This window comes from Streptomyces sp. G45, assembly GCF_049542095.1.
Classification (GTDB): Bacteria; Actinomycetota; Actinomycetes; order Streptomycetales; family Streptomycetaceae; genus Streptomyces.
The window spans coordinates 1,580,097-1,599,664 of record NZ_JBMUZU010000001.1 but is presented as its reverse complement, the minus strand read 5'-3'; the positions used below and the strand labels follow the sequence as shown (position 1 = coordinate 1,599,664).

14 protein-coding genes and 1 pseudogene are annotated in these 19,568 nt (G+C 73.6%); 10 read left to right on the top strand and 5 right to left on the bottom strand.

Annotated features, from left to right (window positions below; all coding sequences use genetic code 11):
* Positions 1–169: 169 nt before the first annotated feature.
* Entirely contained in the window at positions 170–1,009 is an 840-nt protein-coding gene (locus tag ACOBQU_RS06290; protein WP_423624898.1) for a DUF4097 family beta strand repeat-containing protein, read from the top strand.
* Between the two features lie 275 nt (positions 1,010–1,284).
* Positions 1,285–2,538, top strand: a complete 1,254-nt coding sequence (locus tag ACOBQU_RS06285) for a cytochrome P450 (protein ID WP_423624897.1) — start codon at positions 1,285–1,287, stop codon at positions 2,536–2,538.
* Positions 2,539–2,958: 420 nt separating this feature from the next.
* Here the strand turns inward: ACOBQU_RS06285 and ACOBQU_RS06280 are convergent.
* Positions 2,959–3,330 (bottom strand): annotated as a pseudogene (locus tag ACOBQU_RS06280) (hypothetical protein); the annotation flags it as partial.
* An 862-nt stretch (positions 3,331–4,192) separates the two neighbouring features.
* Here ACOBQU_RS06280 and ACOBQU_RS06275 point away from each other — a divergent pair.
* The 3 genes from ACOBQU_RS06275 to ACOBQU_RS06265 all read left to right on the top strand — a co-directional run bounded on the left by ACOBQU_RS06275 (position 4,193) and on the right by ACOBQU_RS06265 (position 8,957).
* Entirely contained in the window at positions 4,193–6,451 is a 2,259-nt protein-coding gene (locus ACOBQU_RS06275) for an MMPL family transporter (RefSeq protein ID WP_423624896.1), read from the top strand.
* Positions 6,452–7,179: 728 nt separating this feature from the next.
* On the top strand, positions 7,180–8,178 hold the full coding sequence (locus ACOBQU_RS06270) for an ABC transporter ATP-binding protein (protein WP_423624895.1): 999 nt from the start codon (positions 7,180–7,182) through the stop codon (positions 8,176–8,178).
* Positions 8,175–8,957, top strand: coding sequence for an ABC transporter permease (locus tag ACOBQU_RS06265; RefSeq protein WP_423624894.1), 783 nt, complete (start codon positions 8,175–8,177; stop codon positions 8,955–8,957). Before ACOBQU_RS06270 ends, ACOBQU_RS06265 begins: the two co-directional genes overlap by 4 nt.
* A gap of 54 nt (positions 8,958–9,011) precedes the next feature.
* On the opposite strand, the gene ACOBQU_RS06260 is transcribed toward ACOBQU_RS06265, so the two are convergent.
* On the bottom strand, positions 9,012–10,511 hold the full coding sequence (locus tag ACOBQU_RS06260; RefSeq protein WP_423624893.1) for an amidohydrolase family protein: 1,500 nt from the start codon (positions 10,509–10,511) through the stop codon (positions 9,012–9,014).
* Between the two features lie 141 nt (positions 10,512–10,652).
* On the opposite strand from ACOBQU_RS06260, the gene ACOBQU_RS06255 reads away from it, so the two are divergent.
* A complete protein-coding gene (locus tag ACOBQU_RS06255; RefSeq protein WP_423624892.1) occupies positions 10,653–11,651 on the top strand; it encodes a Ppx/GppA family phosphatase in 999 nt (332 codons plus the stop codon).
* 178 nt (positions 11,652–11,829) lie between these two features.
* On the opposite strand, the gene ACOBQU_RS06250 is transcribed toward ACOBQU_RS06255, so the two are convergent.
* The 3 genes from ACOBQU_RS06250 to ACOBQU_RS06240 all read right to left on the bottom strand — a co-directional run bounded on the left by ACOBQU_RS06250 (position 11,830) and on the right by ACOBQU_RS06240 (position 15,003).
* The gene (locus ACOBQU_RS06250) at positions 11,830–12,891 is read right to left on the bottom strand and encodes a mechanosensitive ion channel family protein (protein WP_423624891.1); all 1,062 of its coding nucleotides are present in this window, start codon (positions 12,889–12,891) and stop codon (positions 11,830–11,832) included.
* A 133-nt stretch (positions 12,892–13,024) separates the two neighbouring features.
* On the bottom strand, positions 13,025–13,981 hold the full coding sequence (locus tag ACOBQU_RS06245; protein ID WP_423624890.1) for a hypothetical protein: 957 nt from the start codon (positions 13,979–13,981) through the stop codon (positions 13,025–13,027).
* Complete coding sequence (locus tag ACOBQU_RS06240) at positions 13,978–15,003, bottom strand: SPFH domain-containing protein (protein ID WP_423624889.1); 1,026 nt, start codon at positions 15,001–15,003, stop codon at positions 13,978–13,980. Before ACOBQU_RS06240 ends, ACOBQU_RS06245 begins: the two co-directional genes overlap by 4 nt.
* Before the next feature lie 259 nt (positions 15,004–15,262).
* Between ACOBQU_RS06240 and ACOBQU_RS06235 the strand changes: the two genes are divergently transcribed.
* The 4 genes from ACOBQU_RS06235 to ACOBQU_RS06220 are packed head-to-tail and all read left to right on the top strand — an operon-like array spanning position 15,263 to position 19,479.
* Entirely contained in the window at positions 15,263–16,390 is a 1,128-nt protein-coding gene (locus ACOBQU_RS06235) for an ROK family protein (RefSeq protein WP_423624888.1), read from the top strand.
* 50 nt (positions 16,391–16,440) lie between these two features.
* Positions 16,441–17,703, top strand: a complete 1,263-nt coding sequence (locus ACOBQU_RS06230) for an ABC transporter substrate-binding protein (RefSeq protein WP_423624887.1) — start codon at positions 16,441–16,443, stop codon at positions 17,701–17,703.
* Positions 17,700–18,647 (top strand): carbohydrate ABC transporter permease, encoded by a 948-nt coding sequence (locus ACOBQU_RS06225; RefSeq protein WP_423624886.1) that lies wholly within the window; start codon positions 17,700–17,702, stop codon positions 18,645–18,647. The genes ACOBQU_RS06230 and ACOBQU_RS06225 overlap by 4 nt, the downstream gene beginning before the upstream one ends.
* Positions 18,640–19,479: a carbohydrate ABC transporter permease gene (locus tag ACOBQU_RS06220; RefSeq protein ID WP_423624885.1), complete on the top strand. Its 840-nt coding sequence runs from the start codon at positions 18,640–18,642 to the stop codon at positions 19,477–19,479. The genes ACOBQU_RS06225 and ACOBQU_RS06220 overlap by 8 nt, the downstream gene beginning before the upstream one ends.
* Positions 19,480–19,568: the final 89 nt, after the last annotated feature.

Here is a 19,568-nt window from a genome sequence, read left to right as displayed (position 1 = left end):
GGTTTGAGCCATGTCGCCTTGCGGTGGCGCCATGGTGATGCCATCATGGCGTCACTGATCGGATCGTGGGGCGCGCGATGAGGGCGCCGCGCGCTCCGGCGCCCTCCCGCCGCCGCACCACCGACGTCCCCCGCGGACACCCGACGGAACTCACCAGGACGGGGCAGCCATGCCGACCTTCGACACCCCCGAGCCCATCTCGGTCGCGGTCCAGATCAATGCGGGCTCCCTGCGGGTGCACGCGTCCGGGCGCACGAAGACGGTCGTCGAAGTGACTCCGAGCAGCGGCCGCAGCCCGTCCGACAAGAGCGCGGCCGAGCAGACCCGCGTCGAGTTCGCGCAGGGGCGGCTGCTGATCCGCACCCCCAAGCGCCGCAGCCTCTTCGGCACCGGCGGCTCCGTCGACGTGAGCGTCGAGCTGCCCGAGGGCTCCCGGCTCACCGGCGAGGGCACGGTCGCCGACCTGTACGGCGAGGGCGATCTCGGGGAGTGCGAGTTCAAGACCGGGCAGGGCACCATCCACCTGGAGCGGACCGGACGGCTCCAGCTCAACAGCGGGTACGGCGACATCACCGTCGGCGGCGTCATCGGCGAGGCCGACATCCGCGCCGCCTCCGGCGACATCCGGCTCGGCCCGGTCGACGGCGCCCTGACCCTGAAGAACTCCAGCGGCGACACCGACGTCGAGGAGGTCACGGGACCGCTGCGCGTGACCGTCAACCGCGGTGACGTGAGCGTCGGCCGGGCCCGCGACAGCGTCAGCGCCCGCGCGGTCACCGGCGACATCCGCGTCGGCGACGTCGCCCGAGGCCGCGTCGAACTCAGGGCCGCCGTCGGCCAGTTGGAGGTCGGCGTCAGGAAGGGCACCGCCGCCTGGCTCGACGTGCACACCAAGTTCGGGTACGTGCGCAACGAACTAGGCGGGACCGGCGCGCCCGCCGCGCCGGACGAGGCCGTGGAGATCCACGCCGTCACCAGCCGCGGCGACATCGTCATACGCCGCGCCTGATCACGGCGCCCCAGCGCACTCCGAGGACGGCGACCGGCCCCGCGCTCCGCAACGCGGCGACCGGTTTCGCGCCCCGAGGACGGCGACCGGCACCGCGTTCCGAGCGCGGCGACCGGCAGCGCGCCCCGACGCACGGTGACCGGCGCCGCGCCCGGGCGCGGCTCGCGGGCCGTTCCACGTGATCAGGCGGTACCCCCCGCGCTCCGCTGCTCCGCCGCCCGCCGCTCCCGGCGTCGCGGCGGCGCTCCCGTACGCCTCGAAACTGGTGACATCTCATGACAGAACGGACCCTGGGCGCCTCGCCCCTGGACGCCCTGGTCGACTCCTGGGGCGCGCCCCCCGAGCACTTCTGGCTCCGCGGCGAGCGGCCGCCGCGGCCGGTCGTGCACGACGAGGCCCTCGGCCTGTGGAACGTCTACGGCCACCCGGAGGCCGTCGAGGTCTTCGCGGACCCGGCGGCCTTCTCGTCCGACATCGGGCGCTACTTCACCCCCGACGTCCCTAAGGAGGAGACCGAGGGCCTGCTCACCCAGATGGACCCGCCCGAGCACCGCGCGCTGCGCCAAGTGGTCAGCCGGGCCTTCACGCCGAAGCTGGTGGCCGGGCTCGCGCCGCGGATCGCCGCCTTCACCCACGACCTGCTCGACCAGGCGGAGGGCCGCGGCACCCTGGAGTTCGTCGAGGACCTCGCGTACCCGCTGCCGGTGACCGTCATCGCGGAACTGCTCGGCGTGCCGAGCGAGGACCGCGCCATGTTCCGGGAGTGGAGCGACCAGATCCTGGCGCGCACACAGCTCCCCGCGGCGGGCGGCGACGCGGACAGCGCGGAGGTGGAGTCCGCCCTCGACCTGGCGCGGCGCATGACCGAGTACTTCGACGGCCACGCCGAGGAGCGCAGGCGGCACCCCCGGGAGGACCTGCTCACCAAGCTCGTCCAGGCCGAGGTCGACGGCGAGCGGCTGAGCCCGCGGGTCCTCGGGAACTTCGCCCAACTGCTGTTCATCGCCGGGCACATCACGACGACGATACTGCTGGGCAACACGGTGCTCTGCCTCGACGCCCACCCCGAGTGGTGGCAGCGGCTGCGGCGGGACCGGACGGCCGTCCCGGGGGTCATCGAGGAGTCGCTGCGCCTGCTGACCCCCTTCGAGGTCTTCTACCGGGCGACCACCAGGGACGTCGACCTCGGCGGGCACCGGGTGCCCGAGGGGCGGGTCGTCGCCCTGTACACCGGGGCGGCCAACCGGGACGAGCGGGTCTTCGCCGACCCGGATGTCTTCCGCCCCGAGCGCGACCCCAACCCGCACCTGGCCTTCGGCCGGGGCATCCACTTCTGCCTGGGGGCGCCGCTCGCCCGCCTGGAGGCGCGCATCGCCCTCGAGGTCCTGCTGGACCGCTTCCCCGACCTGCGGACCGACCCCGCCAACCCGCCGGTCCTGATGGGGAGCCCGGAGCTCACGGGACCGCGGACGCTGCCGCTGCTCACCGCGCGGGCCCGGACCGGCCCCGCGCGGGCGGCGGCGGTGTGACCCCGGCGGGCCGCGCGTCGGGGGCGCGCGGCCCGCCGGTCATCCGGCGTCGCCCTTGGGGGAGCGGCCGGAGGGGACTCCCTCGTCGGCCTCGGGGTGGCCGGTGAGGGAGAAGAAGACGTCGTCGAGGTCGGGGGTGTGCACCGTGAGCGCGGTGGGCTCGACCGCCGCCTCGTCGAGGGCGTCCAGGACGGCGCGCAGGATGGGGATGCTGCCGTCGCTCGGCAGGTGCAGGGCGAGCGCGTCGTGGTCGACGGCGGCGTACGGGAACAGGGCCGCGGCCCGGTGGAGTCCACCGGCGGTGGCGAACCGCAGCCGGATGTGGCCCGCGGCGAGCGTGTCGCTGAGCAGGGCCGGGGGAGTGGGGCGGGCCGCCCGTCCGGGCTCGTCCCGGGGCGCGTCCCGACCGGGCTCCGGCGCCGTGGCCCCGGGCTCCGGCGCCGCGGCTGTCGGCTCCGCTGGCGCCGTCGCCGCCGAGACCGGCTCCGGTGCCGCCGCGACGGGCCGGGGCGCCCCCGTCGTCGGCGGCGGTGTCCCGACCGGCCGCGGCGGCGGGGGCGTCACCACGAACTCCGGGTCGATTCCTCGTAGTTGGACGACGACCGAGCCCGGCGCCAGCTCGCGGGACACCTCGCCCATGGCGGCGGACAGCGCGTTGAGCAGCGTGAGCCGGGCCGCGGACGTGAGCGGGGCGGTCAGCTTCCGGGCCAGGGCTCTGGCCTCGTCTCCGCCCGCCTCCGCGGCGACCGCGAGCTCGTGCCGGAAATCGTCGACATAGGGCGTGAGGTCCATGACGCCATGATGGCACAAGCGTGGCGCCATTCAAGCGCCATCTGGCTCCATGGGGTGGAGCTGACCGAATCCGCTCGCCTCCGGAGCCGTCCGGCTCCGCGTGGCCTTTCGGGCAGGGGCATGCCAGGTGGCTGCAAGTCGACCGTCCGGGGTGCCCCCTACATGCTTCGCCGACGTGAGCGGATTCATGCGCCTGAGGTGCGGACTTCTGGCGGGAAATGGCTGGATCTCGCGCGTTGGCCGACGGCTGTGACCGCTGTGGGCGGCGGGGGCGGAGAGTGTGCGTGTGGGGAGTGAAGGGCTGGTGAAACCGGGTTCTCGGAGCGGAGGCGCGGGTTCAGATGCGGTGCGCCACTGGCACCGCGCGGGCTCTCCCGTCGCCCGCCCGGCGGTACAGGGGGGCATGAGGCGCCCGGGGAGGGGAAGAGTGAGGGGCGTGGCCATGGCTGGCTGGTGCCGCCTGTGTGCCATGTCTGGCTTGCAATGGCGCCATAGTGGTGCCATCGTAGCGCTGTGGGCTTCACGCCGAGGCCGGGAGACGCGTCGCACCCCTGGACGCGCCGCCCGCGGCGGAGGACCGCGGAGCAGGACCCGGGCACGCGTGCCGCGACGCACCTCGCGGCACGCGCCGCGCCCGCACCCCGTACCGCACACCGCTCCACCCGAAGCACAGGCATGACCCACAGCAACGGGCCGCCACCAGCCGCTGACACCGGCCCGGCAAGGACGGCCGGGGCGTACGGCTCCCCAACTGCCGTACGCCGCCCCGCGGCCCGCCCCCGGCGGGGCCCGCGGGAACCGCACGATCACCGCCGTTCTCGCCCTGTCCCCAACCGACCGACCCGACGGGAGTCCCTTCGCCGTGGCTACCATCCTTTACAAACTGGGCCGTTTCGCCTTCCGGCGACGCGGCCTGATGGCACTGCTGTGGGTGCTGATCTTCGGTGGCGTGGGCTTCGCGGCCTCGACCGCGCCGGCGCCGCCCGCCGACACGTTCTCCATGCCGGGCACGGAGTCCCAGAAGGCGTACGACCTCCTCGACGACAAGTTCCCCGACGCCAGCGCCGACGGCGCCACCGCCCGCGTCGTCCTGCGCGCGCCCGACGGCAAGAAGATCACCGACCCGGCCGAGAAGGCCAAGGTCGCAAAGGTCGCCGCGGAGCTGCGCAAGTCGCCGCAGGTCGCCAGCGTCAGCGACCCGTACGCCGCGGGCGGCGCCGCCGTCAGCAAGGACAAGACCACCGTCTATGTCTCCGCCACGTACAAGGTCGTCCAGACCGAGGTGAACGACAAGGCGCACGACGCCATCGACGCCACCCTGGAGCACGCCCGCGACAGCGGCCTCACGGCCGAGGCGGGCGGCGACGCCGTCAAGGTGGAGCAGGGCGTGAAGGGCTCGTCGGAGGCGATCGGCATCGTCGTATCGGCGATCGTCCTCATCCTGACCTTCGGCTCGATGATCGCCGCGGGCATGCCGCTGCTCACCGCCCTCGTCGGCGTCGGCGTCGGCATCTCCGGCATCACCGCGCTCGGCACCACGCTCGGCCTGTCGTCCACGACCACGACGCTCGCCATGATGATCGGCCTCGCGGTCGGCATCGACTACGCCCTGTTCATCGTCTCCCGCTACCGCTCCGAGGTCACCGACGGCCGCGCGCGCGACGACGCCGCGGGGCGCGCCGTGGGCACCGCGGGCACGGCCGTCGTGTTCGCCGGGCTCACCGTCGTCATCGCCCTCGTGGGCCTGGCCGTCGTGAACATCCCGATGCTCACCAAGATGGGCATGGCCGCCGCGGGCACCGTCGCGGTCGCCGTCCTCATCGCCGTGACGCTGGTGCCCGCGCTCCTCGGCTTCGCGCCCGTCAAGGTGCTCGCCCGCAAGGACCGCGCGCGGTTCCGCGGCAAGCCGCTGTCGGAGAAGCAGCAGCGCAAGGCCGAGCAGCGGCAGCTGAAGCTCCAGCGGCCCAACATGGGCGCCCGCTGGGCGCAGTTCATCCTGCGCCACCCGGTCGCCGTGCTGCTGCTGGCCGTCGTGGGCCTCGGCGCGGTCGCCGTGCCCGCGGCGAACATGAAGCTCGGCCTGCCGAGCGAGGGCACCATGGCGCCCGACACCACGCAGCGCAAGGCCTACGACATGATGTCGGACTCCTTCGGCAAGGGCTTCAACGGCCCGCTGATGGTCACCATCGAGGCCCCGGGCGTGAAGGCCAAGGCCGAGGGCGTCCGCGCCCGGATGGAGAAGGAGCCGGGCGTCGAGTCCGTCGGCGCGGCCGCGGTCAACAAGGCGGGCGACACCGCCATCGTGAACGTCGTGCCGCAGACCGGCCCGGCCGAGGACAAGACCAAGAACCTGGTCAAATCCCTGCGAGGGATGGCAAAGGACATCAAGGCGGACAACGGTCCGGACATCCTGCTGACCGGTCAGACGGCGATGTTCATCGACTTCTCCAAGACCCTCGACGACGCGCTGCTGCCCTATCTGGGCACGGTCGTGGGCCTGGCCTTCGTCCTGCTGATGCTGGTGTTCCGCTCGGTCCTGGTGCCGCTGAAGGCGGCGCTCGGCTTCCTCCTGTCGGTGGCCGCGGCCCTCGGCGCGGTCGTGGCGGTCTTCCAGGAGGGGCACCTCGCCGATGTCTTCGGCGTCGACCAGCCGGGCCCGATCGTGAGCACGATGCCGATCTTCATGATCGGCGTGGTCTTCGGCCTCGCGATGGACTACGAGGTGTTCCTGGTGACGCGGATGCGCGAGGCGTACGTCCACGGGGCCGACCCGCGGGAGGCGGTCGTGACCGGCTTCCGGTTCGGCGGCCGGGTGGTCGCGGCGGCCGCGGTCATCATGATCAGCGTCTTCTCCGGCTTCATCCTGGAGGAGAACGACCTGGTGAAGATGATCGGCTTCGGTCTCGCCGCCGCCGTCCTCTTCGACGCCTTCGTGGTCCGCATGACCCTGGTGCCCGCGCTGTTCGCCCTGCTCGGCCGGGCCGCGTGGTGGCTGCCCAGGTGGCTCGACTGGCTGCTGCCGAACATGGACGTCGAGGGCGAGAAGCTGGCCCGGCGCCTGGCGGCGGACCAGCAGGTGCCGCCGCAGCAGCGCCACCCGGAGCCGCAGTACCGGCGCTGACGTCTGGTGCCGCAGTACCGGCGCTGACGTCTGGTGCCGCGGCGCCGGGGCTGACGCCCGGTGCCGCGGTGCTGGGGCGCTGGTGCTGGGGCTGACGCCCGGAGCGGCGGCGCCAGGGGCGATGCCCGCCGGGGCCGCGTCGAGGTGTGCGCCCCGAGGCCCGGAAGGCCCCGACCGCGCTCCCGCCGCTGATGTTGACCTGATCCCGTCCGGTTCCACGACCGGGCGGGATCTCTTTGTCCCCGAACGTTCCCGACGGCGTGTCCTGGTCGCCGGGACGAAGCGGCGTCAAGGATGCGTAGGGGCGCCAGGCGTGGGCGGCCGAAACCTGTTCGCGCCCCTGAGCCGGGGCTAGCGTCCTCGAAGGGCGCGATCGCGCCCCCGCGCGCCCGCCCGGCCCCAATGGATGGCGCGGGGGCGGTGGCGCGAGCCGAGTGGCTCCCGGCGTGCTGGTGCCACCTTGGCTCGTCATGGCGCTATTGATGTGCCATTGTGGCATCATAGCGTCGGCGTCGCGGGCGCTGCCCGGCGGAGGACGTCGCCGTGCGCCGCGCGGGAGACCGCCCGCGAGCGTGCTGCCGCCAGGGGGCGCCGTCGCCACCCGGGGGGGCAGACGCGCGGCCCGCACCACGGTGATCGCCGACGCCGGGGCAGCCCCGCCTGGGCCGCGCCCCCCGACACCGCCGAGCACGACCTCGACAACCCCCAAGGAAACGAGAAGGGCCACGATGACCGCCACCACCCAACCGACCAGGGCGACCAAGGGCATCAGCGCCCAGGGGCTGCGCAAGTCGTACGGCGACAAGGTCGTGCTCGACGGGATCGACCTGGCCGTGACCCCTGGCACGATCTTCGCCCTGCTCGGGCCGAACGGCGCGGGCAAGACCACCACCGTGCAGATCCTCACCACGCTCATCGGCGCGGACGAGGGCGAGGCCACGGTCGCCGGGCACTCGCTGCGGCGGGACCAGGACGCCGTACGGTCCGAGATCGGGGTCACCGGGCAGTTCGCGGCGGTCGACGGTCTGCTGACCGCCGAGGAGAACCTGCTCCTGATCGGTGACCTGCTGCACCTGGACCGCGCCGAGAGCCAGCGCCGCGCCGCCGAACTCCTTGAGCGCTTCGAGCTTGCGCAGAGCGCGAAGAAGCCCGCGTCCACGTTCTCCGGCGGTATGCGCCGCAAGCTGGACCTGGCGATGACGCTGATGGGGAAGCCGAGCATCATCTTCCTGGACGAGCCGACGACGGGTCTGGACCCGCGCAGCCGTCGCACGATGTGGGAGATGATCCGGGATCTGGTCGCGGGGGGTACGACGATCTTCCTGACGACGCAGTACCTGGAGGAGGCCGATCAACTGGCCGACCGGATCGCGGTGCTGGACGGCGGGAAGATCGTGGCCGAGGGCACGGCCGACGAGCTGAAGCGCCGCATCCCCGGCGGCTACATCCGCCTCCGGTTCGCCGACGCGCTCCACCTCGACGCCGCCGCCCGCATGCTCGGCCAGGCCGTGCGCAACGACGAGGAGCTGACCCTCCAGCTTCCCAGCGACGGATCCATCCCGTCGCTGCGCTCCGTCCTCGACGGCCTGGAGCGCTCGGCGATCCGGGCGGAGGCCCTGACGGTCCACACCCCCGACCTCGATGACGTGTTCCTGGCCCTGACCGGTCAGGGCCGTGGACGCGCTGGCGCGGACAGCGCGGGCGCTGTGAAGGAGACCCTGCGATGAGCACCACCTCGTACGCCGTGCGTGACTCGATGACGATGCTGCGCCGCAATCTGAAGCGGGCGCAGCGGTATCCGTCGATGACGTTGTCCGTGGTCGCGATGCCGGTGCTGATGCTGCTGCTGTTCGTGTACGCCTTCGGCGGGGCGCTGGGCAACGGTATGGGCGGGGACCGGGGGGATTACACCAACTACGTCACGCCCGGCATTCTGTTGATGGCGATCACGTCGGGGGCGATCTCGACGGCGGTGGCGGTGTGTTCGGACATGACCGAGGGCATCATCAACCGGTTCCGCACGATGGCGATCTCGCGGTCGTCGGTGCTGGTGGGGCATGTGGTGGGCAATGTCATCCAGACGCTGGTCAGCCTGGTGCTGGTGATCGGGGTGGCGCTGGCGGTGGGTTTCCGGCCGAACGCGAACGTGGTGGAGTGGCTGGCGGCGATCGGGATGCTGGTGCTGCTGGCGTTCGCCCTGTCGTGGGTGTCGGCGGCGATGGGGTTGGGGTCGGACAGTGTGGAGACGGCGTCCAACGCGCCGATGCCGCTGACGTTCCTGCCGTTCCTGGGGTCGGCGGTGGTGCGGCCGGAGTCGATGCCGACGGTGCTGGAGTGGTTCGCGAAGTACCAGCCGTTCACGCCGATCAACGAGACGCTGCGCGGTCTGATGCTGGGCACCGAGATCGGCAACGACGCGTGGATCGCCCTCGCGTGGCTGGTCGGGCTGACCGTGGTGGGCTACCTGTGGGCGCAGTCCGCGTTCAACAAGGACGCCAAGAACTGACGTTCCACAAGGACGCCACGCACTGAAGCCCGCCCACGGGCACCGCCGAGCGGTTCAGCGGCGCACCGGCCGCCCCGGCAGCGCGTCCGGCAGCAGCTCCCCGTCACGCACCACCGGGACGCCGCCGACCAGGACGTGCCGGTGCCCCGTGGACGGCCTGACGCTGTCGGCGTACGTCGCCCGGTCGCCGACCGCGTCCGGGTCGAAGGCGATCAGGTCGGCGTCGCAGCCGACCTGGACGCGGCCCTTGTGGCGCAGGGCGGGCACCCCGGCCTCCAGGATGCGCGCCGGGAACAGGCTCGCCCGCGCCACGGCGTCCATCAGGCTCAGGGCGCCCAGCTCGCGCACGTACCGGCGCAGCATCTTGGAGAAGGTGCCCGCGGTGCGCGGGTGCGTGACCGCGGCGCCCTGCGGCAGCGGCCACGCCAGCGGGTCGGCGGCCGGGTCCCTCCAGGTCAGCGGCATCGCGTCGGAGCCGATGACGGCCGCCGGATGCAGCAGGGCCCGGTCGAGGAACGCCCGCTCGTGCTCCTTGGACTCGTCGAGGAAGTGCAGCAGCGCCAGGGCGCCGGGGTCCGCGGCGCGCAGCTCGCGCAGGCGCGCCAGGTCCCGCAGGCGCTCCCCGGTGGCGGCGTACACGATGTCCGACACGTCGCGGTCGGACGCGGCCACCTCGTCCGGGTCGAGGAACGCGGCACCGATCGCCGTCATGCCCGCGCCGTACGGATACGCCTCCGTCGACACCCGGGCACCCTCGGCGCGGGCCCGGTCGAGCACCGCGAGGACCCGGTCGACGTGCCGGTGCGAGGTCGACGGCACATGGCAGTAGTGGGCGTGCACCCCCGTCTCGCCCGCGGCCCGCGCGATCTCCTCGGCGCCGTCGACCAGCGTGCCGGGGTCGTGCTCGACGAGGCCGCGCGCGTGCGTGTACGTCGGCACGCCCGCGGCGGCGGCCAGGCGGCTCACCGCCAGGTACTCCTCGGGCCGCACCCGTGGGGCGTACCCGACGATCACGCCGATGCCGAGCGCCCCGTCGTCCAGGTCGCGGCGCAGCAGCGCGAGCAGCGCCGCCTCCTCGGCCCGGGTCGCCTCCCGCTGCCAGGCGGCGTCGCCCAGGCTGCCGAGCGCGGCGAGCGCGCCGCCGCCGTGCGGCAGTCCGCCGACGACCGCCATACGGGCCTGCGCCCAGGACGCGGAGAAGCCGTAGTTGAGCGGCCGCCCCTCGGCCGCCGCCGCGCGGTACGCGGCGTCGACGGGGGACAGGCCCAGTTCCAGCTCCAGGACCGTGGTCACGCCGTCCAGCGCCTGAAGGCGGTGGCCCGCGACCGTGTGCGTGTGGCTGTGCGGGTCGATGAAGCCCGGCGCGACGACCAGCCCGGAGACGTCGACGACCTGGTCCCCCGTCAGCTCCGTGGTCGAGACCCCGGAGATCCGGTGCCCCGTCACCCCGACGTCGGCCACCGCGTCGAGCCCGCTCTCCGGATCGAGGACCCGACCGCCGCGCAGGACGAGTTGGTGGCGGACGGGGGCGGCGGGAAGAGTCGGTGAAGTCATGCCTCCACGCTAGGCGGTGAGGGCAGGGGGCGCCGCAGGCGCGGCGGAGGGCGTCCCGGGAGCCAAGGCAGCTGGCCACGCCCGACGGAGCGGGGCGTACCCGCGGGCGTGTCCGATGCCCGTGCGGGTACGTGAGGGTGCATGCGAATCAGCGTGTTGGACGTGGGATCACGCACCGTCAGACTCGTGGTGGCCGACGCGGACAGCGGGGCGCCCCTGCCGGTGCACACCGCCAAGTGGAAGCTGCGCCTCTATGAACGGGTGCGGCCGGGCGAGCCGTTCGGCTCCGGGGCCCGGCGCGACCTCGCGGACGCCGTCGCCGCCGCGGCCCGTACCGCCGAGTCCTGGGGCGCCACACCCCCGTTGGCCTTCGCGACGGCCTGCGTGCGGGACGCCCCGAACCGCGCCGAGATCCTGCGCGCGGTGCGCACCCGCGCCGGGGTCCGGCTGCGCACCCTGCCCGGGGAGCTGGAGGCCGAGCTGACCTTCCTCGGCGCCCGGCGGTGGCTGGGCTGGCAGGCCGGGCCGCTGGTGCTGCTCGACCTCGGCGGCGGCTCCCTCGAAGTGGCCTTCGGGCGCGGGCGGCTGCCGGACTTCGCGGTGTCGCTGCCGCTCGGCGCGCACCGCCTGACGCACGAGCACTTCCCCGGCGACGGCCCGCCACCCGCCCGCGCCGTCAAGGAGCTGCGCCGCCTGGTGCGCCACCAGCTGCGGGATGTGGCGGCCCGGATCCGCTGGGAGGGCCCGCGCTCCGCCGTCGCCACCTCCCGTACGTTCCAGCAGCTGGCCCGCCTCACCGGCGCGGCCCCCGGGCGGCACGGCCTGTTCGTGCCCCGCGTCCTGGACCGGGCGGGGCTGCGCCGGGCCCGCGACCAGCTCGCCCGGCTCTCCGCCGCCGACCGCGCCCGGCTCCCCGGCATCTCCGCGCCCAGGTCAGGGCAGAGCCTCGCCGGGGCGGTGGTCGGGCACACCGCGATGAAGCTGATGGGCGTCAAGACGGCGACCGTCTCGCCGTGGGGCCTGCGCGAGGGCGTGCTGCTGCGCCGCATCGAGGACGGCGAGCAGTGGTGGGATGAGCTGGACAGCGGCGACGGCGAGGGCTCCCGCAGCACGGCGGCCCTGCGGCTGGCGAGCACCTGACCGGAACCGCGGGTCACCGGCGGGCGCCCTCAGCTGCGGGCTGCGGGCTGCGGGCTGCGGGCTGCGGGCTTGCGGGCGGCGGACCATGGGCGGCGGTGGGCGGCGGGCGCCCTCAGCCGCCGCCCCCGGAGCCGCCGCGGCGCCCGCGCTCCGGGCGCCGTCGCCGGTGCGGTTCCGGTCAGGCGCGCTGGTGCGGGATCGCCACCGGCAGCTCGCCCTGACGGACGGTCACCGTCCGGGTCGGGGCGGGGACCGGGATGCCCTCGGCGCGGTAGCGGCGGTGCAGCCGCTTGATGAACTCGTGCTTGATCCGGTACTGGTCGCTGAACTCGCCGACGCCCAGGATCACCGTGAAGCCGATCCGGGAGTCCCCGAAGGTGTGGAAGCGGATCGCCGCCTCGTGGTCGGGCAGCGCCCCGGTGATCTCCGTCATCACCTCGTCGACGACCTCGATGGTGACCCGCTCGACGTGGTCGAGGTTGGCGTCGTAGCCGACGCCCGCCTGCACCAGGATCGACAACTCCTGCTCGGGGCGGCTGTAGTTGGTCATATTGGTGCCCGCGAGCTTGCCGTTCGGAATGATGACCAGGTTGTTGGAGAGGTTGCGCACCACCGTGTTGCGCCAGTTGATGTCGACGACGTAGCCCTCCTCCCCGCTGGTGAGGCGGATGTAGTCGCCCGGCTGGACCGTCTTCGCGGCGAGGATGTGCACGCCCGCGAACAGGTTGGCCAGGGTGTCCTGGAGGGCGAGCGCGACGGCGAGGCCGCCGACGCCGAGCGCGGTGAGCAGCGGCGCGATGGAGATGCCGAGGGTCTGGAGCACGATCAGGAAGCCGATCGCGAGCACTACGACCCGGGTGATGTTCACGAATATCGTCGCCGAGCCCGCGACGCCGGAGCGCGACTGGGCGAGCGACCTGACAAGCCCCGCCACGATCCGGGCGGCCGTGACGGTGGCCGCGAGGATCAGCAGCGCGGTGAGGACGAGGTTGACGGTGCGTCCGGTGCGGGGCGTCAGCGGCAGCGTGGCCGCCGCGGCGGCGATGCCCGCGGCGACCGCCGCGCACGGCAGGAAGGCGCGGGCCGCGTCCACCAGGACGTCGTCGCCGCCCCACTTCGTACGGCTCGCCCGCTCCCCGAGCCAGCGCAGCGTGGCGCGCACCAGCAGGGCCGCGGCGAGTCCGGCGGCCACCGCGATCCCGGCGATCGTCAGATCGTGCAGAGTCAGGCCTCGGTCCATCAATACGCTCCCCTGATCGGCCGGTACGCTCCCGCGGCCGGTAGACACGGCCGCCCATCCTGCCGCATCCGGTGGGCCGCCCCGCACCGGGCCCCGGGTGCTCCCACCTGCGATCTTCGTGCCGGGCGCGGCGTCAGACGGCCAGGCGCAGGCAGCGGGGGGACACGCCCACGCGGACGCTCTGGGACCAGGCCAGGCTCAGCGCGTCGGCCTCCATGCCGTCGCCGAAGGCCACCAGGTGGTCGGACTCGGCGGTGAGCCACAGGCGTTGGCCGCCGGTCAGTTCCCCGCGCACCCGGGAGGTGCCGGTCGCCGGGGACGCCCAGGCCTCGCGCACGCACCACAGCAGGCGCGCCTCGCGCGGCCCCGGCAGGCGCGGACCGCCGCCGCCCTGGCGCCACAGCGACCCGAGCCAGCCGGTGGCGCCCGTGCCGGTGCCGATCAGGACGCCGGAGGAGGCCTGCGCCTCGGTGCCGAGCCCGGCTCCGGCTCCGGCCCCGGTCCCGGCTCCGGCCCCGGTCCCGGCTCCGGCCCCGGTCCCGGCGCCGGAGCTGAGGCGGTAGCGGGCCGTCTGGTGCCCGGCCGAGCCGACGTAGATCTCGTTCAGGGCGCGCAGGCACTGGCCGTCGTCCGTGGTGGCCTCGACCATGGTCAGCTCCTCGGCCCCGGCCGCACCGGCCGCCGCGTGCGGCAGCAGCTTCGCCACGTCGGCGGGCCGGTGCCGCACCAGCACGCCGGGGTTGCGCCCCGGCTCGGCGTCCACGCCGACCACCGGCTGCCCGCTCAGGTATTTGGCGGCGTTGGCGACGAGTCCGTCCTGCCCGACCACGACCACCACGTCCTCGGGCGCGAACAGGAACCGGTCGAGGTCGGCGCGCTCCACCCGCGTCTGCCGCCAGCGCAGCGGCACCGCGGCGGCCACGTCGGCGAGCGCCCGCCGGGCCCGCCGGTGCCGCTCGGCGACCTCCTCGATGTCCCGGCCCCGCGAGGACAGGAAGAACGCGGCCTGCCCGTGCGTGCCGTGACGGGCCATCAGCTCCTCGTACTCGGTGACGCGGTGGACGAGCACCGCGCGCGGGGCGAGGCTCATGACGCGCGGCCCCCGTCGGCGGTGCCGTTGGTGCGGGCGAGCCCGGCCAGCAGCGCCGAGAGGGCGTCCGGTGCCAGGGTGAGGCTGTCGATGCGGGGCACGTTCTCGGCGAGGCGGGTGGCGGCGAGGGCGTGCAGCGTGGCGGTGTCGGCGGTGGCGTGGGCCGCGAGCCAGGAGGCCTGGGCGGCGGCGCGGGCCTCGCCGACGGTGCGCGCCGCCTCGGCCTCGGCGCGGGCGAGGCGCACCGTGCGGGCGGCCTCCGCCTCGGCGCGCACGGCGTCGGCGGCGGCGTTCTCCTCGGCCTCGCGGCGCGCGTTGGTGCCGCGCTGCTCCACCAACCGCTCCTCCTGGCGGGCCAGTTCGATGCGGCTGGCCAGCTCGTTCTCGGCGATGGCCCGCTCGCGCTCGACGGCCACGGCCCGGCGCTCGTACGTGGCCCGGTCCGCTTCCTGCTGGACGCGCTCCCGTGCCGGGGTGCGCAGCGCCCGCTCCACCTCGGGCTCCGGCCGGATCGCGACCACGCGGACGGCGACCACCTCGATGCCGGTCGCGGGCAGCCGCGGCTCGGCACCCAGGCCCCGGGTCATCCGCTCGCGCACCGCGCTGACGCCGTCCGCGAGGGCCTCGGCCAGCGGGGTGCGGGCGAGCACGGCCAGGGCGTGCTGCTGTGCGGACTCGGTGAGCAGCGTGGCCAGTTGCTCCAGGGGAGCGGAGCGCCAGGCGCCGGTGTCCGGGTCGACGGAGAAGTCCATGCGGGCCGCCGCGGCCGCGGGGTCGCTGATCCGGTACGTCACCGTCGCCTGCACGGTGACGTCCTGGAAGTCGGCCGTACGGGCGTGGAAGACCACCGCCAACTCCCGGTCGTCGACCGGCACTTCCGACAGCGCGGCGCTCAGCGGGCGGAACCAGAAGCTGAGCCCCGGGCCGTCGTGGACGAGCCGCCCGTGCTGGTGGTGGCGGATGTGAGCCGTGGGCGCGGAGCGCAGATGGCGCAGTCCGAGGCGCCGGGTGATGTCGGCCATGGTGGCGGTCCTCCTGTTTTCGTCAGGAAGACGATATTGCCCACTCCTGCTTATCGTCAAGTAGACGAAATGTGGGTCGGCCCCCTTCCGGCCCCCTTCCGGGTGCCGGACGGCCCCACGGGAAAGTGCGTGCGGGGGGTCTTCCCGGGGCCGCCGCTTTCTGCAACTCTCCTCGCTAATCCCGGTGGACGACGGGTCCCACGCCCCCAACCAGGCGGCTCCCTCACGCCGTTCGGAGTGCAGAAGTGATGCGTAAGTGATGCGTAAACGCGTGCGCGGCCACGACCTGGCAGCCCTGCGCAGGCTGAACACCACGGTGGTGCTGCGCGCCCTGCACCGCCGCAGCCCGCAGACGCTCGCGGAGCTCGCCACCGGCACCGGCCTGTCCCGGCCCACCGTGGAGGCCGCCCTCGAAGAGCTGGGCGGCCACGGCTGGGTCACCGAGGCGGGCGTGGGGGAGCGGGCGCGCGGACGGCCCGCGCGGCGCTTCCGGTTCCGCGGCGAGGCCGGACACGTCGTCGGCGCCGACATCGGCCTGCACAAGATGGTGCTGCTCCTCGCCGACCTCGGCGGCACCGTGCTCGCCGCCGAACGCGCCGACGTCGACCCCGGCCTGGGCGGCGGCCCCCGGCTGGCGCTGCTCCGCCACCGCCTCGACGCCTTCCTCGACTCCCACGGGGTGCGCCGCGACACGGTGTTCGCGCGCTGCGTCGGCGTGCCCGGCGTCGTCGACGCGAGCGGCCACGTCACCTCCGTCGTCGTGCCGGAGTGGTCCGGCGTCGACCTCGGGCGGCTGCTCTCCGACGGGGAGCGCGGCCACACCCTGGTCGAGAACGACGTGAACCTCGCCGTCCTCGCCGAGCGCTGGCAGGGCGCCGCCACGCTCGCGGGCGACGTGGTGTGCGTCCTCACCGGTCACCGCGTCTCGTGCAGCCTGACCATCGGCGGCAGGCTGCACCGCGGCGGCCGGGGCGGGGCGGGCGAGCTTGGCCTGCTGCCGCTGCTCGGCCTGGACACCGCGCACGAGGCCCTGGCCTGGCCGGGCCCGCGCGCCGCCGACGAGTCGGAGGTGGCCGCGCTCGCCCGCGCCGCCGACACCGCCGACCCCCGCGCCCTCGCCGCGGTCGCGGACTTCGCCGACCGCGTCACGCCCGGCATCGCGGCCCTCGCGCTCGCCGTCGACCCGGAGCTGGTCGTGCTCACCGGCGGCGCCACCCCCCTCGGGGGCCACCTCGTCCCCCTCCTCCAGGAGCGGCTGCGCCCGCTCACCCTGCACGTGCCGAGGATCGCGCTCAGCTCGCTCGGCGAGCGCGGCGTGGCCCTGGGCGCCGTCCGCAAGGCCCTCGACCGCGTGGAGGAGGAACTGCTCGCGGACCTCACCGACTGAGGGTCCTCGGACCCGCACGAGCCCATCCCCAACCCGAAGCGGAGGCACGCATGCGCAGGAGGACCCTCCTGAGCACCGCCCTCGCGGCGGCGTCGGCACCCGCCCTCGCCGCCTGCTCGGACCGCGGCGGCGGCAACGACGGCGGCGGCCGCACCACCCTCTCGTACGGCATGTGGGACCCGGCGCAGGTGCCGGGCATGAAGCAGATCATCGCCGCCTTCACCCGGCGGCACCCGACGATCGACGTTCGCATCGAACTCACGCCGTGGGCGACCTACTGGACCACCCTCAAGACCTCGATGCGCGGCGGCACCGCACCCGATGTGTTCTGGATGAACGCCGTCAACTTCCAGCTGTACGCGGCGAACGGCGTCCTGGAGCCGCTGTCCGAGCACATCGCGCGCGACCGCACCCCGGTGGACCGCCACCCCGAGCAGCTCGTGCGGCTCTACGCCTACGACGGCACCCAGTACGGCCTGCCGAAGGACTTCGACACCATCGGCCTCTGGTACAACAAGGCCCTCTTCGACAAGGCGCGCGTCCCCTACCCCGACCCGGGCTGGACCTGGGACGACCTGCGGGACGCCGCCGCCGAACTCACCGACCCGCGCGAGCGCGTGCACGGCTTCGCCGCCGAGATGCAGCGCCAGATCGTCCTCTACCCGAGCATCTTCGCCGCGGGCGGCTATGTGCTGCGCGACGGGCGCTCCGGGTTCGGCGACGAGCGGACCATCGAGGGCCTGCGGTTCCTCACCGACATGATCGACCGCGGCTGGTCGCCACCGCAGAGCGCCATGGTCGAGAACGTCGCCCGGGTGCGCTACTGGTCGGAGAAGGCCGCCATGGTCTACGACCTGTCCGCGATGGCCGGGCAGATGTACGCCGTGCCCGCCCTCAAGGACCACGGCGGCGTCACCGTCCTGCCCCGGGGACGGCGCCGCGCCACCGTCATCCACGGCCTCGCCAACGTGATCTCCGCCAAGAGCGACAAGAAGGCGGCCGCCTGGAAGTTCGTCCACTTCATGGCGGGCCGCGAGGCCGCCGAGATCCAGGCGAAGTCCGGGGTGACGATCTCGTCGTACGCCGGAACGCAGGACGCCTGGCTGAAGTCCATGCCCGAGTTCGACCTCAGGGCGTTCCTCGACATGCAGGAGTACGCCGTCCCGTACCCCAGCTCCCGGAACACCGCCGTCTGGGAGAACCTCCAGTATCCGCTCCTCGGCGCCGCGTTCAGCGGCAAGGGCGGCATCGAGGGCGCCTGCCGCACGCTCGGCGAGCAGATGGACCGGGCACTGAAGGAGGAACGCGCGTGAACAGCGTCTTTCCCGCGACGGCGGCCGCGAAGGCCGCGGGCCGCGGCGGGCCCGCGACCGGCGCCCGCCCCCGGTCGCGCAACGAGAGGGCCGCGTACTGGTTCATCGCGCCGCTCGGCGTCGGCTTCGCCGTCTTCTACTTCTGGCCGATGCTCCAGACCTTCTACTTCAGCTTCACCGAGTTCGGCCCCTTCGGCGGGCACACTTGGGTCGGCGGCGACAACTACGCGCGCGTCGTGCGCGACGTCACGGTCTGGCAGGCCCTCGGCAACACCCTGATCTACTGCGGCATCGGCCTGACCGCGCTGCCGCTCGCCATCGTCGTCGCGGCGCTCCTCAACCGCCGGGGCCTGCGCGGGGTCGCGGTCTACCGCGCCCTGTACTTCGTGCCGTTCGTGACCCTGCCGGTCGCCGTCGGCCTCGTCTGGAACTGGCTCTACAACGGCGACTTCGGGCTGCTCAACGAGGTCCTCGGCTGGTTCGGCGCCGACCGCCGCTACTGGGTGTCCGACCCCTCGACCGCCGTCTTCGCCATCGGCACCGTGATGGTCTGGTCGACCACCGGCTACTACTTGATCATCTTCATGGCGGGCATCAAGGGCATCCCGAGGGACTACTACGAGGCCGCGGAGCTGGACGGGGCGGGCGTGCTGCGCCGGTTCTTCACCATCACGCTGCCGCTGCTCAGCCCCACGATCTTCTTCGCCTCCGTGATCTGCATGATCCAGTCGCTGCAGACCTTCGACCTGATCTACGTGATGATGCACGAGCGGAACCCGGCGATCGGCGACACCCAGTCCGTCGTCGGCCTGTTCTACAAGTGGGCGTTCATGGAGAACGCCCAGGGCGCGGCGGCCGCCCTCGCCTTCCTCCTCATGGTGCTCATCGCCGCCCTGACGTACCTTCAGTTCCGGCTCCAGAGGAAGTGGGTGCACTATGGCTGAACCGCGTCGGCGGCGCCTCGACCCCGGCTCCGTCGCCACTCACCTGGCGCTGTCGTTCGGCGCGCTCGTGATGGTCTTCCCGCTCTTCTGGCAGCTCCTCACCGCGCTGAAGTCCCTCGCCGAGGTCTCCCGCGTGCCGCCGACGTTCCTCCCCGACGACTGGAACGCCGCCAGCTTCGACGAGGTCTTCACCGCCATGCCGTTCCGGGAGATGCTGACCAACAGCGCGATCAACACCCTGGGGCGCACCGCGGGGCAGCTCGTGTTCTGCTCGCTCGCCGCCTACGCGTTCGCGCGCATGCGCTTCCGGGGCCGGGACGTGCTGTTCGGTCTGTTCCTGTCCGTCCTTATGGTGCCGAGTTCGCTCCTGGTCCTGCCGCAGTACGACATCGTCCAGCGGCTCGGCCTGCTCAACTCCGCGCCCGCGCTGTTCCTGCCCGGCATGTTCAGCGCGTTCGGCACCTTCTTGCTGCGGCAGGCGTTCCTGGCGCTGCCCAAGGAGCTGGAGGAGGCCGCCCGCATCGACGGCGCGGGCTCGCTGCGGATCTTCTGGTCGGTGATGCTGCCGCTGATCCGGCCCGCGCTCGCCGCGCTCGCCGTCATCACCGGCATGGCCGCCTGGAACGACCTGCTGTGGCCGCTGATCGTCAACACCGACCCCGAGGCCATGCCGATCAGCGCGGGCCTGACCTCCCTGGAGGGCCAGTACGAGACCAACTACCCGGTGATGATGGCGGGTTCGCTCATCGCGAGCGTGCCCATGCTGGTCGTCTACGTCTTCCTCCAGCGGCACTTCGTGCAGAGCGTGGCCGCCACCGGCTCCAAGGGCTGACGCCGCGCTCACCCTCGTACGCACCCCTGTACGCACCCTCAAGTACGCACCGCAGTACGCACCCCCCGTACGCACCCCCGTACGCACCC

Coding starts and splice junctions, on each gene's coding strand:
- ACOBQU_RS06250 (WP_423624891.1), bottom strand. CDS start 12,891: ATGGACCGAGGCCTGACTCTGCACGATCTGACGATCGCCGGGATCGCG.
- ACOBQU_RS06240 (WP_423624889.1), bottom strand. CDS start 15,003: ATGGCCGACATCACCCGGCGCCTCGGACTGCGCCATCTGCGCTCCGCG.
- ACOBQU_RS06270 (WP_423624895.1), top strand. CDS start 7,180: ATGACCGCCACCACCCAACCGACCAGGGCGACCAAGGGCATCAGCGCC.
- ACOBQU_RS06260 (WP_423624893.1), bottom strand. CDS start 10,511: ATGACTTCACCGACTCTTCCCGCCGCCCCCGTCCGCCACCAACTCGTC.
- ACOBQU_RS06255 (WP_423624892.1), top strand. CDS start 10,653: ATGCGAATCAGCGTGTTGGACGTGGGATCACGCACCGTCAGACTCGTG.
- ACOBQU_RS06235 (WP_423624888.1), top strand. CDS start 15,263: ATGCGTAAACGCGTGCGCGGCCACGACCTGGCAGCCCTGCGCAGGCTG.
- ACOBQU_RS06290 (WP_423624898.1), top strand. CDS start 170: ATGCCGACCTTCGACACCCCCGAGCCCATCTCGGTCGCGGTCCAGATC.
- ACOBQU_RS06265 (WP_423624894.1), top strand. CDS start 8,175: ATGAGCACCACCTCGTACGCCGTGCGTGACTCGATGACGATGCTGCGC.
- ACOBQU_RS06220 (WP_423624885.1), top strand. CDS start 18,640: ATGGCTGAACCGCGTCGGCGGCGCCTCGACCCCGGCTCCGTCGCCACT.
- ACOBQU_RS06285 (WP_423624897.1), top strand. CDS start 1,285: ATGACAGAACGGACCCTGGGCGCCTCGCCCCTGGACGCCCTGGTCGAC.
- ACOBQU_RS06245 (WP_423624890.1), bottom strand. CDS start 13,981: ATGAGCCTCGCCCCGCGCGCGGTGCTCGTCCACCGCGTCACCGAGTAC.
- ACOBQU_RS06230 (WP_423624887.1), top strand. CDS start 16,441: ATGCGCAGGAGGACCCTCCTGAGCACCGCCCTCGCGGCGGCGTCGGCA.